This is a genomic window from Bacillus sp. ISL-34, from assembly GCF_018613325.1.
Taxonomy (GTDB): Bacteria; Bacillota; Bacilli; order Bacillales; family DSM-1321; genus Peribacillus.
Window position 1 is genome coordinate 22366 of the sequence record NZ_JAGGQJ010000031.1, and the last position, 14834, is coordinate 37199.

The 14834-nt window shown below is 38.6% G+C and carries 19 protein-coding genes; 16 read left to right on the forward strand and 3 right to left on the reverse strand.

What is annotated here, in order from left to right; all coding sequences use genetic code 11:
* Positions 1-200 precede the first annotated feature (200 nt).
* Positions 201-392: a dihydrofolate reductase family protein gene (locus J7E52_RS27490; protein WP_396020300.1), complete on the forward strand. Its 192-nt coding sequence runs from the start codon at positions 201-203 to the stop codon at positions 390-392.
* A gap of 553 nt (positions 393-945) precedes the next feature.
* Here the strand turns inward: J7E52_RS27490 and J7E52_RS20510 are convergent.
* Positions 946-1185: a hypothetical protein gene (locus J7E52_RS20510; RefSeq protein ID WP_214750295.1), complete on the reverse strand. Its 240-nt coding sequence runs from the start codon at positions 1183-1185 to the stop codon at positions 946-948.
* 212 nt (positions 1186-1397) lie between these two features.
* On the opposite strand from J7E52_RS20510, the gene J7E52_RS20515 reads away from it, so the two are divergent.
* The 11 genes from J7E52_RS20515 (at position 1398) to J7E52_RS20565 (ending at position 10004) form a co-directional block, all read left to right on the forward strand.
* Positions 1398-2108, forward strand: a complete 711-nt coding sequence (locus J7E52_RS20515) for an anthrax toxin lethal factor-related metalloendopeptidase (protein WP_214750296.1) — start codon at positions 1398-1400, stop codon at positions 2106-2108.
* A gap of 57 nt (positions 2109-2165) precedes the next feature.
* A complete protein-coding gene (locus J7E52_RS20520; protein ID WP_214750297.1) occupies positions 2166-2960 on the forward strand; it encodes a thymidylate synthase in 795 nt (264 codons plus the stop codon).
* Complete coding sequence (locus J7E52_RS20525; RefSeq protein ID WP_214750298.1) at positions 2957-3442, forward strand: dihydrofolate reductase; 486 nt, start codon at positions 2957-2959, stop codon at positions 3440-3442. The genes J7E52_RS20520 and J7E52_RS20525 overlap by 4 nt, the downstream gene beginning before the upstream one ends.
* A gap of 152 nt (positions 3443-3594) precedes the next feature.
* The gene (gene ilvA, locus J7E52_RS20530) at positions 3595-4863 is read left to right on the forward strand and encodes a threonine ammonia-lyase IlvA (protein WP_214750299.1); all 1269 of its coding nucleotides are present in this window, start codon (positions 3595-3597) and stop codon (positions 4861-4863) included.
* 194 nt (positions 4864-5057) lie between these two features.
* Positions 5058-5249 (forward strand): twin-arginine translocase TatA/TatE family subunit, encoded by a 192-nt coding sequence (tatA, locus tag J7E52_RS20535; protein WP_034307557.1) that lies wholly within the window; start codon positions 5058-5060, stop codon positions 5247-5249.
* Positions 5250-5333: 84 nt separating this feature from the next.
* Positions 5334-6080, forward strand: a complete 747-nt coding sequence (tatC, locus tag J7E52_RS20540) for a twin-arginine translocase subunit TatC (protein WP_214750300.1) — start codon at positions 5334-5336, stop codon at positions 6078-6080.
* Between the two features lie 154 nt (positions 6081-6234).
* A complete protein-coding gene (locus tag J7E52_RS20545) occupies positions 6235-6480 on the forward strand; it encodes a DUF2535 family protein (protein ID WP_286197973.1) in 246 nt (81 codons plus the stop codon).
* A 226-nt stretch (positions 6481-6706) separates the two neighbouring features.
* Positions 6707-7549: a DegV family protein gene (locus J7E52_RS20550; RefSeq protein ID WP_214750390.1), complete on the forward strand. Its 843-nt coding sequence runs from the start codon at positions 6707-6709 to the stop codon at positions 7547-7549.
* A gap of 153 nt (positions 7550-7702) precedes the next feature.
* Positions 7703-8293, forward strand: a complete 591-nt coding sequence (locus J7E52_RS20555; RefSeq protein WP_214750302.1) for an SCO family protein — start codon at positions 7703-7705, stop codon at positions 8291-8293.
* A 287-nt stretch (positions 8294-8580) separates the two neighbouring features.
* Positions 8581-9423, forward strand: coding sequence for an SGNH/GDSL hydrolase family protein (locus tag J7E52_RS20560; protein ID WP_214750303.1), 843 nt, complete (start codon positions 8581-8583; stop codon positions 9421-9423).
* Positions 9420-10004, forward strand: coding sequence for a YpmS family protein (locus tag J7E52_RS20565; RefSeq protein ID WP_214750304.1), 585 nt, complete (start codon positions 9420-9422; stop codon positions 10002-10004). Before J7E52_RS20560 ends, J7E52_RS20565 begins: the two co-directional genes overlap by 4 nt.
* 51 nt (positions 10005-10055) lie before the next feature.
* On the opposite strand, the gene J7E52_RS20570 is transcribed toward J7E52_RS20565, so the two are convergent.
* On the reverse strand, positions 10056-10805 hold the full coding sequence (locus J7E52_RS20570; RefSeq protein ID WP_214750305.1) for a DUF4397 domain-containing protein: 750 nt from the start codon (positions 10803-10805) through the stop codon (positions 10056-10058).
* A gap of 186 nt (positions 10806-10991) precedes the next feature.
* Between J7E52_RS20570 and msrA the strand changes: the two genes are divergently transcribed.
* Together msrA and msrB are read left to right on the forward strand one after the other, a co-directional pair.
* A complete protein-coding gene (gene msrA / locus J7E52_RS20575; RefSeq protein WP_214750306.1) occupies positions 10992-11534 on the forward strand; it encodes a peptide-methionine (S)-S-oxide reductase MsrA in 543 nt (180 codons plus the stop codon).
* Complete coding sequence (gene msrB, locus J7E52_RS20580) at positions 11524-11952, forward strand: peptide-methionine (R)-S-oxide reductase MsrB (RefSeq protein WP_214750307.1); 429 nt, start codon at positions 11524-11526, stop codon at positions 11950-11952. Before msrA ends, msrB begins: the two co-directional genes overlap by 11 nt.
* A gap of 51 nt (positions 11953-12003) precedes the next feature.
* On the opposite strand, the gene J7E52_RS20585 is transcribed toward msrB, so the two are convergent.
* Complete coding sequence (locus J7E52_RS20585; RefSeq protein ID WP_214750308.1) at positions 12004-13092, reverse strand: SGNH/GDSL hydrolase family protein; 1089 nt, start codon at positions 13090-13092, stop codon at positions 12004-12006.
* A 303-nt stretch (positions 13093-13395) separates the two neighbouring features.
* On the opposite strand from J7E52_RS20585, the gene J7E52_RS20590 reads away from it, so the two are divergent.
* Positions 13396-13560: a YjcZ family sporulation protein gene (locus J7E52_RS20590; protein WP_214750309.1), complete on the forward strand. Its 165-nt coding sequence runs from the start codon at positions 13396-13398 to the stop codon at positions 13558-13560.
* A gap of 294 nt (positions 13561-13854) precedes the next feature.
* Positions 13855-14829 carry a S66 peptidase family protein gene (locus J7E52_RS20595; RefSeq protein WP_214750310.1) on the forward strand — a complete coding sequence of 325 codons (975 nt, stop codon included), beginning with the start codon at positions 13855-13857 and terminating at the stop codon, positions 14827-14829.
* Positions 14830-14834 lie beyond the last annotated feature (5 nt).

Here is a 14834-nt window from a genome sequence, read left to right on the forward strand (position 1 = left end):
TTATTTTATACTGTTATAATGGGAAAAGGAACTTATGATGTCATTCGTGGATTTGATATGAATTATCCTTATAGTGATTATGAAAATTATGTATTTTCTAAATCTGTTAGTGGATCGGATGAATACGCTTCATTTATTGATGAAGATGTTAAAACTTTCATTAAAAATATAAAAAAAAGCCTGGTAAAGATATATGGTTAATTGGTGGAGGAAACTTAGCTCGTGAATTTTTTAAAGAAAATTTAATTGATGAATTCCAACTAGCCATTGCACCTATTATTTTAGGAAAAGGAATCTCCCTTTATATTGGAGATGATATTACTTTAAAATACACATTAACCAAAGTAGAAAAATTAGGTCAACTTGCTATGCTTCATTATATAAAAAAATAATTTTCATCATCTTTCCCTTTTTTAGTAGGGGAAGATTTTTACCATTTCAACTACATTTTTTATTGAAAACCGTTCGAAAAATTAAAGGATGTTTATATAACTAACGATGAGCTTTAACACAATTAGTTAATAAAGATAAATATGAGGAAGAGCACAGTTTAAAGAACGGTGCTTCAGTTTGTAGACAAAAGGGGTTCGGAATTAAAAAATTCCGAACCCCTTTTGAAAATCATTTCAAGTTGATCTCGCTGAATAGAATCATGTTTAGAAAGCCTCCTCATTACCTCAAGTTTTAATCATTCTATTTTAAAACAATAAAGACTTAAGGCAAAAAAAAGGGTTCTATCTAAAAGATAAAACAAAGTTGATTGGAGCGGGTGTGCGAGACTCCTGCCTAGAAAAGCGAGTCCAGGGGATGCTCCCGGACCGCCCGCGGAAAGCGAGTGCCTGGAGCGGAAATCAACGTCTAAATTGTACACCTATAAAAAAAACTGTAGGCAAACTCGATTTTCATCGAGGTTGCCTACAGTCTGTGCTGACATCAAAAATGATGTCAGCTTTTATTTTGGATATCAAGTAATAGAAGAAGGGCTGTAAATGTAGTGAAGAAAAGCAAAGGCAATAAAAAGTTAAGCCAAAGAGAAGTCAGTAGCGGATGCAGCAGTATGCCGAATAAAATGGAGAACAGAAAAAGGTCGAGAATGATGAACACTCTTAAACTGTAAATATCAAGGACTTCTTCAGCAAGTTCACGGTGCTCATTCAAAATGGCTTTTTTATTATTGGTTTTCATGCGATCACCTTAAACCTTTTACGATTATATACTGTTGATATATGAAAAGCGCGGATTAATGGTTCTTGTGCTACCGAAATTACCAAAAAAACATGGAGTTTTTACATTAGGGCAATATGTTATACTAATATAATAGTATGAGAGATTTAGAGATTTTAAATAACATATATTTTCTTAACGATAAATGAGGAATGAAGAAAGGGGAGAAGAGTGTGAAAAGGAAGAAATGGTTATCCATACTTGCATTATTTGTCTTTTTACTCTCAATCATCTCCTATTCATTAGCGAAGGATGAAGGGGTGAAATGGCGGAATTTACCCAAAGATAATCTTTTAAGACAAGCTGAACTTTTTAAGGGAAATAAAGAATTGCAACGAATATTTTTATTTCCAGAAGAGGAGTATGATGAAAGGGAAGCACTTAAAATTGCTGGTACCATTAATAAACTGCCTCATTCCCTTTTGGTGAAAACTGCTGAAAGTGGTGTGAGGATCAAACTATTCGATGGTGATTTGACAGAAAATCAATCCGCGGCAAAATTAAAGGGGAAAACCCCGCGTGGTTATTTGAATAAAGAAACAACTTGGGATGATGTGCCTGGTATGGGCGGATCACATAGGGTATTGGTTAAAATCGGGGCAAGTGACAAGGGCAATGGGCATGGCTCCATTAATTTGGAACTGCATGAGCTGGGGCATTCTATTGATAATATAGTGTTTGATGGAATCCGTGAAGACATGGATTATTTGAAGATTTGGGGTAAGGAAGTGGATGGGCTGTTTCCTGGACAGCCGTATTTTTCCAATTACCCTGAGGAATACTTTGCAGAAACGTTTGCCATGTTTTATGTGAACATTGAACAAAATCAATTGCTTAAACAAAAAGCACCCGAGACTTATAATTTTATTAAACAATTAGATTAAACATTAGGCAATAATACGTTAAAATAAGGAGAATGAAAGTAGAAAAGGTGGTTTATCATGAAGCAATATTTAGATTTATGTAAGCATGTACTCGAAAATGGAACGCAAAAAGGTGATCGTACGGGAACAGGAACGATTAGTACCTTTGGATATCAAATGAGATTCAATTTAAAAGATGGATTCCCTGTACTTACAACGAAAAAGGTTAGTTTAAAAGCGATTATCCATGAACTATTGTGGTTTTTGAAGGGTGATACGAACGTTGGCTACCTTCAGGAAAATAGCGTGCGCATCTGGAACGAATGGGCTGATGAAAAGGGAGAATTAGGTCCGATTTATGGCCATCAATGGCGTTCTTGGGGAACGGCTGATGGAAGGCAAATCGACCAAATCAGTGAATTGATCGAACAAATCAAAACGAATCCAAATTCAAGAAGGCTGATAGTCAGTGCTTGGAATGTTGGGGAACTGGACCAAATGGCCTTGCCGCCTTGCCATGCTTTCTTTCAATTCTATGTCGCTGATGGTAAGCTTTCATGCCAGCTATACCAACGTTCAGCGGACGTCTTTTTAGGTGTTCCTTTTAATATAGCTTCGTATGCGCTCTTAACGATGATGATCGCCCAAGTGTGTGATTTGGAAGTTGGCGAATTTGTACATACTTTCGGGGATGTCCACATCTACTCTAACCACCTTGAACAAGTGGAACTGCAGTTGACTCGTGATCCGAAACCATTGCCAATCATGAAAATCAATCCGGATGTGAAAAATATCTTTGATTTTAGCTTCGAGGACTTCGTTTTGGAAAATTACGAAGCACATCCCCATATAAAAGGTGAGGTTAGCATATGATATCGTTGATAGTGGCAATGGATCAAAATCGTGTGATAGGTAAAAACAATCAACTGCCATGGCATTTACCGGCAGATTTGCAGTATTTTAAAAAAGTGACGATGGGCCATCCGATCGTCATGGGCCGAAAAACATTTGAATCGATCGGCAGGGTCCTGCCTGGCCGCGAAAATGTCATCGTTACCCGTAATCAGGATTTTAAAGCGGAAGGCTGCATAGTATTACATGATATTGCACAAATCAAAACGTTTGCAGATAACCGAGATGAGGAAGTCTTCGTGATTGGAGGAGCTGAAATCTTCAAGGAAATCCTTCCTTTTACCGACCGCCTGTATATAACGGAAATTCATGAAACCTTTGAAGGTGACACTTTCTTTCCCGTGATCGATGAAAATGAATGGGATAAAATCTCTTCAAACCCAGGCAGCATCGATGAAAAAAATCGATTTGCTCATGATTTTATTATTCTACAAAAAAAATAAAGTGCTAATCCGATTATGGGGAAATGACCATAATCGGTTTTTTTTTGGTATGGAACAAACAAAAGCAAGAATTTTTAGAAAAATCAATTACATTAATAACAGTAAAGTGCTATAATGATTGAATTCATTAAGGAAGGAAATGAGGGATTGTTATGAATCAGACTGCATCTAAGAATAGGGGGATTCAATTGGAAGATATTCTAATTGCCTATAGAGAACTGAAAGAAATCGTTTTGCATACTCCTTTACAAAAAAATCAGAGACTCTCTGAAAAATATGATTGTAATGTTTATTTAAAACGTGAGGATCTACAACACGTACGTTCCTTTAAATTAAGAGGGGCTTACTATAAAATGAAAAGCCTGACCGAGGAAGAGACGAAGAATGGAGTCGTTTGTGCCAGTGCAGGAAACCATGCACAGGGAGTAGCTTTTTCCTGCAGCCAATTGGGTATTCACGGGAAAATTTATATGCCTGCTACAACTCCAAGGCAAAAAGTCGATCAAGTTCAGTTATTCGGCAGGGATAATGTCGAAATCATCCTTATCGGGGATACATTCGATGATGCATTTGCCATGGCGATGGAATGCTGTGAAAAGGAAGAGCGTTCCTTTATCCATCCATTTGACGATGAAAAGGTAATCGCCGGGCAGGGTACAACGGCTGTAGAAATCCTGAATGATTGTGAAGATGGAATCGACTATGTATTTGCCGCTATGGGCGGTGGCGGTTTAATGGCCGGAGTATCAAGTTATTTCAAATCGGTTTCCCCAAAAACGAAATGCATTGGAGTGGAGCCGCAAGGTGCTGCTTCGATGGAATACTCTTTCAAGGAAGGAAAAGTTTCTGAACTTGAAAACATAGATACATTCGTTGACGGTGCAGCTGTCAAGTGTGTGGGACAGTTGACATATCAGCTTTGTAAGGAAAACCTGGAAGATATCGTTGTCGTCCCTTCTGGCCAAATCTGTACGACGATTCTCGATTTATATAATCAGCATGCGATTGTCGCTGAACCGGCAGGGGCTATATCTGTAGCCGCGTTGGATTTATACAAAGAACAAATCAAAGGCAAAACGGTTGTTTGCATGGTCAGCGGAGGGAATAACGACATAGGGCGTATGCAGGAAATTAAGGAGAAATCCTTATTATATGAAGGGCTGCTTTATTACTTTATCGTGAATTTTCCACAACGTGCGGGAGCTTTAAGGGAATTCCTTGATGAGGTGTTAGGACCGAATGACGATATAAGCCGTTTTGAATATACGAAGAAAAATAATAAAGAAAGCGGGCCGGCCTTGGTTGGTATAGAGCTAAAGGATAAAAATGATTATGAGGGGCTCATTCAAAGGATGAACAAGAAAGGATTCTCTTTTGTAGAGGTCAATAAAGACAGTAATTTATTTCACTTATTGATTTAATCATGGACAAAATGTTAAATTAGGATAGAATGATACCTATGTTTTTACATATTATTCTGCCGGCCCAATCGTATATGGGCATACTGTCGATAATTGTTACCATTCTATGACGAATTGTCAGTTCCCTTTCAATTGGTTGGAAATGGTATTATAATCGGAGTAAGTCTAATTACAACACCAAAGGGGATGTATCCATGTCGAACATTGGAGTACCTGGTCTAATTCTCATCTTAATATTGGCTTTAATTATCTTTGGTCCGAAGAAACTTCCAGAAATTGGCCGTGCTTTTGGACAAACGCTTCGTGAGTTTAAAAAGTCCACGAGTGATTTAACAAAAGGTGATTATGAAGAAGATAAGAAGCTGCAACAAAAAAATCATGAATGATTGAATGCTGGGCGTAAGATGGAATCGTCTTGCGCCTTTATGCTGGAACAAGATACGGATTTTCAGATGAAGGCGTGATCAACTTTGGAAGATAAGGAATTAAATATCATCGATCATCTCGATGAATTGAGAAAACGGCTCATCATTACTGCTGTTGCTTTTGTCATCTTTTTTATCGCCAGTTTTATTTATGTTGAGGAGATTTATAATTGGTTCGTGAAAGATCTCGATTTTGAACTGATGGTATTGGGACCGAGCGATATTATCTGGATTTACTTTATGCTTTCAGGCGTCGTAGCCATTGCGGCAACGATACCGGTAATTGCTCTGCAAATCTGGTTATTCGTCAAGCCCGCTTTGATGCCAAATGAAGTAAGGGCGACCCTTGCCTATATTCCGGCACTTTTCCTGCTTTTTATCGGAGGGCTTGCTTTCGGTTATTTTGTCATCTTCCCGACCATTCTTCAATTTTTGATTGAATTGGGCGATGGGATGTTCATAACCAGTTTTACAGCGGATAAGTACTTTTCATTCGTATTTAATATGACGATACCTTTTGCTGTTTTATTCGAGCTTCCTGTCGTTACCATGTTTTTGACCTCCCTTGGCATAATTAATCCTTATGTGCTTCAAAAGTTAAGGAAGTATGCATACTTTGTACTGGTTGTCATAGCGATATCGATTACGCCGCCTGACTTTATGTCAGACTTTATGGTGATGGTTCCACTGCTTTTATTATACGAAATCAGTATTTCTTTATCTAAAGTCGTCTATAAACGAAGGGTGAAACGTGAAAGCTTGCGGGAAGACACCTACGAGGAAGGTTTATAAAAAGAGACCCATAATGGCATTTTGTCCTTATGGGTCTTTTTTTTTATGAAATAAAATCTGATTTGTCTGTTTTTTTGCACATTTGAATATTTATACTTTTGGATTTATTGTGTATAATGTAAGTAATCGGTTAAAAATGAGGATTGATATTTTGATGTTCAAATGCTTGGAATTCAAAGATTGTTTTGGACATAAAGTCACAATTTCAGAAATACCTGTCTTACTGCCTAGTGATCCGAATTTTTTTATGTTGACCGTGCGTTTGGAAGTGTTCGTAAAAAAGGTTTTTGCCAATAAAGATCATAAAGAAAATTACTCATTTAAGCATTATTTAGCTTCCGTACTCAAATGGCCCGTTTATAACAAGCTTTTCTTTGAAAGTTTACTAAATAATGCTTAATGCGGACTGTTCCATAGCTAACTTCTCCGTTAAAAGAGATGACACGAATGCCATGCAATATCTAATAAATCGGCATGTGTTCAGATTAGCTCATGGGACGGTCTTTTTTTTGTGATCATTTCAAAAGATAAGTATCTCTTCACTTGAAAAAAGAAGACCTTTGGTTTTAATGCGTACCTTGAATAGGTATAATACAATAGATATGTTAATTTAGGGATGTGTAATGATGAATAAAGTAAAGGTCGTAACAGACTCGACAGTAGATATGACACCAGAGGAACTGGAATTTTATGATATAACAATGGTTCCTTTATCGATTTTTATAGATGGGGAGACTTTTTTGGATAAGGTTGAAATCGAACAAGAAGAATTCCTGAAAAGAATGAACCAGTCAAAAGAACTGCCAAAAAGCTCACAACCAGCCATAGGTACCTTTGTGGAGGTGTATGATGAACTTGGAAAAGACGGCAGCGAGATTATTTCCATACATATGACAGGTGGCATGAGCGGTACAGTTCGTTCAGCGGAAAGCGCAGCAAGCATGTCTGAAGCGAAGGTTACCGTTCTTGACTCGAAATTCATTTCAAAAGCGATGTCATTCCAGGTGATCGAGGCAGCGAAGATGGCGAAAGAAGGTAAATCCGTAGCTGAGATAATTGATCGACTGGAACATATTAAAAAGCAGTCAAGTTTAATCATTGTCATAGAAACACTTGATAACCTTGTTAAGGGTGGAAGGATTGGCAAAGTTTCTGCTTTTATCGGTTCATTGCTGCACATAAAGCCGATTGCACTTCTGGATGATGGTGTACTGAATCCTGTATCCAAAGCTAGGAGCCAGTCACAGGTCGTGAAGTTCATCATCAAGAAATTCAAAGAAGATACACAAGGCAAAAAAATTAGAGGCATTGGTTTTGTACATGCGAATGGTCTTGAAATAGCGGATAAAGTCCGCCACGCCATTGCAGACTTAACAGGATATCAAGATATAAAGATAGAAGCAACGACTGCCGTTGTCAGTACTCATACGGGTGAAGGAGCCATGGCAATCATGTATTATTGGGACTGATATGGATAAACCAGATGAAACTGCGTTTAGCGGCGGTTTTGTCACTTTTACAATTGTCTTTAATTCGTAGAAATAGTTGCTGTTCTCATCCCGATTGGTCTGTTAGAATTAATGAAGTAACAGAATATTTTATACATAAAGGACGGGGTAGGGATGAGAAAGCTGCAATTGCTTATGGCAGCTATGGGAGCATCAATTTTTTTGCTGTTGACAGCATGCGGTTCCAATGGTGTACCTGATGCAAAAAATTGGGACCTTGAAGATTTCAGTTACATCGATCAGGAGGGGAAACCTTTCTCAAAAAGCGATCTTAAAGGAAAGGTTTGGGTAGCGGATTTTATATTCACAAGCTGTGAGACGGTCTGTCTCCCCATGACTTCGAATATGACGAAGCTGCAGCAGCAATTGAAGGATGAAGGTATTACGGATGTAGAGTTCGTTTCGTTTTCCGTGGATCCGGAAATTGACAAACCTGATGTTTTAAAAAAGTATGGTGACCAATTTAATGTGGATTACGGCAACTGGCACTTTCTGACCGGTTATGGTCAGGAAGAAATTGAGCAGTTTGCATTGGATAACTTTAAAACAATCGTCAAAAAACCAGAAGCAGAAGATCAGGTGATTCATGGGACCAGCTTTTTTCTAATTGATCAAGAAGGAAAGATCATCATGGATTATACAGGCCTTCAGGATATTCCCTTTGATGAAATCATTAAGCATATTAAAATTTTACAGAATTATTGAACAGGTTAAATGACCTGTTCTTTCTGTTTTCATTCATCCTTTATTATGATTTCAATAGGGCTTTAACGATGGTGAACATGAGCAATAAGTTTTTGAAGAAACAGCGGTAGTGAAGAATGATTTTACATGCTCAGTACATGCTAATTTTTATAGGACTAGCTTTAATTTTCTGCATTTTTCATATTGTATAGTAAGGAATGCTCAATTCTGGAAGTACAATGAAGGTATATTGTTTGCAATCTTTCGTTTTCTGCATGATATAATATATGGGTAGGAAGGTGAGGGTCATGAGGTACAAAATCACCTGTCTTTTCATATGCCTAGTTTGGATTTCAGGCTGCAGTCAAAGTGAAACAGCCTCAAATCAGCCATCTGTTCAGCAGAAAAGCATAGTTGAGCTGAGTAAAAAGGAAACCATTCCTGCCAGCTTTTTTCCGGACCCTGTGAAAATCGTATCGATTGGCGACTCCTTGACACAAGGTGTCGGTGATAGTAAAGATAATGGCGGGTATCTGCCTTATTTACAAAATAAGCTGGAAAAAGAACCATCGATTACTTCAGTTGAGATGATTAATCATGGCATACGTGGAAATAGGACCGACCAACTATTGAAAAGACTGGATAAAACTAGGATTAAAGAAGACATAAAGCAAGCTGACACGATTGTGGTCACAATCGGTGGAAATGATATCATGAAGGTCTTTAAACAGAATTTCTCCAACTTGGAACTGAATCAGTTTGATTCGGCAAAAATAGGGTATGAAAAAAGATTAAGGCAGATACTTGATAAGGTTCGTTCCGAAAATGATACTGCTCAAATTTACCTTGTGGGCGTCTATAATCCATTTTCCAAATGGTTCGGAGATTTTTATGAACTTGATATGATCATGAATGATTGGAATGAAAGCGGAAAAGAGATTATTGAAGAATATGATTCAGCCTATTTTATTGAAATAGCAGACATTTTTGAGAACTCCGAAGAAGATTTGCTGTATGCCGAGGATTATTTTCACCCAAATGACCGCGGATATGAATTAATCGCGACAAGAATCTATAATGATATGGATATTACCACTATCGGAAAGGACACATTGGAAGCGAGTGCCAAAGGAGATGATGACCAAGAATGACAAACGTCAAATGGAAGACTTTGTTTATTTCCCTATTAGCCCTAAACATCCTGGTCATCCTGTTTGTAACGATTTTAGTTAATCTGCCGACTAAAGATAAAGAGTTGATACCAAAAGTAAGCCACGAAGAAGATATCCAATTTCAAATTCATACGAATCGGGAAGATTTAACAAGATTAATCAACCAGTATCTGGATAAAGAGGGATTGACGGGATCCATTCACTACGAAGTGTATTTAACGGATGAAGTCGAGTTATATGGAACAATGCCATTTTTCAATCGTGAAGTGGAAATGAAATTGACTTTTGAACCAATTGCCCAAAAAAATGGGGATTTGATCCTGAAGCAAAAATCAATAGCCGTCGGTAAAATGAACCTTCCTGTTTCATATGTAATGAATTTAATAAATGAGCGTTATAATATGCCGGATTGGGTTAGCATCAGTCCCAATGACGAAAGTATTTATGTGTCATTACAGGATATGGAACTGAAAAGCGATATTAGGGTTAAGGCGAAAGAATTCGACCTGAAAAATGATGACATTTCATTTTTATTGACCGTCCCATCATCCTTACAGTGATAGTGATATGGATAAAAAACCAGGATCGATGCATCCTGGTTTTTTATCCATTTATGGAGATAGCGTCAAGGTTTCTAGTGAGGATGATTTCCGATTCGATCCGATTATATAAATGGTTGAGGGAGTATTTACTTGGAAGGCCTTGTTTGGCAAAGGGAGTGCGATCTCTTTTGTCCCAGCTATCCTCACTTCGAAATTTACGATCATGGGATGTATATTAAGATATTCGCTTGCTTTCCTGAAATGGAGTTGATCAAAAACGACATCTCCATCTTTGACGGCAATATCCACCGTGAGTAAATCATGTGAAAGCTGTATGAATCGGAACTTTGCTTCATTTGGAGGAACAAATGGATTATCTTCGAAAGATAACATTTTCAACGATTCATCAGCCTGGGCAGGTGCTAGAGCAATGGTATAGGAACTCCCGCTTTCAAGAGCCACTTTACAGTTTAATAGAGGTGAGGAGTTTTGCCCGCTGCGGTATATATCCAATTGGTACTTGCCGGGGGGCAGTGGTAAATAACCATTGTTTTCTTTATATGAGAAATTTTCGATGATACGCAATTCATTTATATAAACATCAAATGAAGGAACTGTTGGGGCAGCATGTAAAAAGCGAATTTGTGCAGGCGGTAGGACATTCATTTGTTCATATCTCGATTGTTGTGTTGATTTTTCGAGACTTTTCAAATGCTTAGGGAAATAATAATCATGTAATTGCGGATCGCTGTTTTTATAATAAGACGATAGTAAATCATAAGTTATAGATTTTTGTGAATATGATTGTTTATCGCTCATTTCCAACACCTCTCATTTTCCAGTATGTTCTTATCATATGTTGTCATGCTTGGGCGTGTGTCTCCCGTTTAAAAAGCGAAGGGACGATTTTGGTATAAAGGGTCGATCGGCATATTATTTTACAGGGTAATATAAAAGCGTTAAAATTCATTCAATGGATTGTTTGTAAAAAAGGAGGATTTTCATTTGACAAAGCAATTAGAGAAGGCAACATTCGCAGGCGGATGTTTCTGGTGCATGGTGAAACCATTCGATGAGCAGCCTGGCATCGAATCCGTTATCTCCGGCTATACGGGCGGGACTACGGAAAACCCTACGTACAAAGAAGTTTGCTCTGAAACCACGGGACATTATGAAGCTGTTCAAATCACCTTTGATCCAAGCGTATATCCATATGAGGAGATAATCGAGTTATTCTGGCAGCAAATTGACCCGACAGATGCTGGCGGGCAATTTTATGACCGGGGAAGTTCTTATCAAACGGCCATTTTTTATCATGACGAAAACCAACGTGTAATTGCAGAAGCATCCAAAGCTAAGTTGCAGGCGAGCGGGAAGTTTTCCGGACCGATCGTAACGCCGATTATACCAGCCAAAACGTTTTATCCAGCCGAGACATACCACCAGCATTATTATAAAAAGCAACCTGAGCATTATGAAAGATATTCGATTGGTTCAGGACGGAAAGCATTTATACAACATCACTGGGGGGAAAAAAATGAAAAGTAAAGAAGAATTAAAACAGAAACTCACTCCGATTCAATATGAAGTGACGCAAAATAATGGAACGGAACCAGCATTTAACAATGAATATTGGAATTTGAAGGAGGAAGGATTATATGTGGATATCGTTTCAGGCAATCCTCTTTTCACTTCAAAGGAAAAGTTCGATTCAGGCTGCGGTTGGCCAAGCTTCACTAAACCGCTTAAGGAAGAGGAAGTGGTCGAAAACCTCGATACGAGTTATGGTATGAGAAGGATCGAGGTTCGCTCAAAAACTGCTGATTCTCATCTCGGTCATGTTTTCAATGATGGGCCGGGACCGTCGGGATTACGCTATTGCATCAATTCTGCATCATTAAGGTTCATCCCGCTCCATGATCTTGAAAAAGAAGGATACGGAGAATACAAAAAGCTTTTTGATTGAATGCAAAACCCCCCATCAGATAATGATAGGGGGTTTTTTATTGGATAATATTCAATCTGTGATGATTGACGCGATCCGGACATATGGGATGGTGGTAAGTTCCATTGCTTTAGTCCTGCCAGTCACTTCAAAACGGACAGTATGTGAACCGGGACGGAGCCCATTTGTGATAAATAAATACCTTTCACGGGCAAATGGCCACCATGTATTTAAAGTCGTGATTTCATTTCCGTCGATCCATACATTCACTTCCCCGCCATCAGGACTTCTAAGCAATTTCACACCAAGCATACTTCCTTTGAAGGTATATTCAATCACACTGCCCTTTTCACTGCTAGTGAAATAGCCACCTCTCGGACGGAAACCGCTCATTTTTCCATAGTGGTCAATTTCCGATAATTCAAATCCAGAACGGGCATGCAAGTTAGATGGAAGACCTGCTACAGCCTTTTCCCGTTTGATGTTATCCAGGAACCGTTCATAAATTGCATCAGCATATAATTTATAACCCAAGCCATTTGGATGAATCAAATCTCTGGTCAGCTGTTTTTCCGTATATCCTGAATCTTTGAATATAGGTCGCATATCCACATTGGTTGCACCGTAATGTTTGGATAAAAGTCCGATGGCTGACGCAAATTCCTCATATTTCAAGGAACTCTCTGTTATTGTGAATAATTCAGCATTAGGGTGGAGACGTTTGGCCTTTCTCATTAACGCTTCATATGTCATGGTAAAATCATCGACATTCATATATTTGCGATCATTCTCACCAAAAACGAAGAAAATCAGATCTTTATGATCATGCTCCCTTCTATGGGAAAGCTTGAATAGACCTTCAAAAGCAGTGGCTCCGCTTTGGACCACGTAGTCACCGTGTAAAGCAATATCATTGGCTTCATTCATCTTATTTTCTAACTGTTTGAACCATGTTAGATTAGGCTTTTCAGCTCCCGACCCTCTTCCGATACTGTCACCAATGATGAGATACTGAATGGGCTGGCCTGATTGGAATTTTTGGTAAACATTTATCGAATCATCTGATCCATATGTTTTAGGAACTTTTTGAAGGATATAGCTGATTAGAAGGATCGTGGCGATTGCAGCGAAAGGGATGAAGGATTTTGTGTTCGTTTTCAATTATGTTCCCCCGTATTGCCTTTTATGTATCCATGTAGGTATGAGATAGCTTAAAGAGGCTAAGAATTGTTTTTCCTTATTATATCCCAATTTTAAAGTAACACAATAAATATGAAACGTTTTTTGACATTTTTCATGTTTACTCGCGGTATTTCAGCCATTGAATGATTAACGGTGAAGATGGTGTTGCTTGAAGTTTTTTCTTAAATCCAGAAAAATAGGCAAATGCACAGACCAAGGCGGGCGTATTGACATATGGTAAGGTGTAAAGAGAAATCAGAATTCTAAAAGGAGTGAAACTTAATGTACGGATATGGTGGAAATGTTGCAGGACCAGGATACGGTTATGGTGGCGGTGGATACGGCGGTGGATACGGCGGCGGTAGCTGCGGATTTGGATCAGGCTTCGCATTAATCGTTGTCTTGTTCATTCTATTGATTATCATCGGCGCTTCATTCTGCTGCTAATGCAATAACCCAAAAGACCAGCTGTCAAAGCTGGTTTTTTCTTTATGTAAGGAATTGGGTGGTTTGTGGGTGGACCTTTATAGACTCCATGGTTTTTGACTGAAAAGGCAGGTTAAATCCAAGTTGGACAGGCGAAAAGTTTACCACTCCTTTTTCCAATCCTGATAGCGTCATGCCAATCTGCAAAGGGAATAAGTTGTGCGAATGACATGCCATAAGGGTTCTGGGTTTTTCTTTGTAGACCATTTCTGCTAAAATAACGACAGAATGTAATTAATTTAGGGGGATAAAGATATGAAACCTTCCCGTTTACAAGCAGGGGATGAAATTCGCGTAATCGCTCCTTCAAGAAGCTTGGCGATTGTCAAAGGGGAACAACGCAGATTGGCAGAAGAAAGGTTGACTGAGCTTGGTTTTAAAGTGACATATGGTGAAACGGCTTTGTTCCATGATGACTTTTTCTCGAATTCGATCGAAGACCGGGTTGAGGATTTGCATGAGGCGTTCAGGGATCCGAATGTGAAGGGGATTTTTACAGCCATCGGGGGGTATAACGCTAACCAATTGTTACGGTATATCGACTATGATTTGATTAAGGAAAATCCAAAAGTGTTGATGGGTTATAGTGATATAACCGCAATTTTATTGGCCATTTATAATAAAACAGGTTTAACTACATATTCAGGTCCTCATTTCTCGACGTTCGGGATGAAGGCTGGTCTGGATTATACGATGGAATATTTTAAAAAGGCTGTAATTGAAAGTGAAGGCTTTTATCTTGATCCAAGTGAAACGTGGAGTGATGATTCCTGGCATTTAGAACAGGATGACCGAACTTTCCACCCGAATGGTGGATATATGGTCATTCAGGAAGGTGAAGCTGCTGGGACAATCATTGGAGGTAATCTTTGTACACTCAATCTATTACAAGGGACAGAGTTCATGCCATCTTTAAAGGACAGTATCCTTTTCATAGAAGATGACGAAGAAAGCCATCCATTCAGTTTTGACCGGGATTTACAATCCTTGCTCCATCAGCCAGGTGCAAATGGGATTAAAGGAATCGTCATCGGCCGTTTCCAAAAAGATTCAGGAATGACTGAATATGCCTTGCAGGAAATCATCACTTCCAAAAAGGAGATATATGGCATACCCGTAATCGCTAATGCCAACTTCGGTCATGTACATCCATTTGTAACGGTGCCGGTTGGTTCAAAAGCAGTAATGAAGGTGAAGAATGGAAAAGCGACGATCCAAATCCTTTCATGATACAG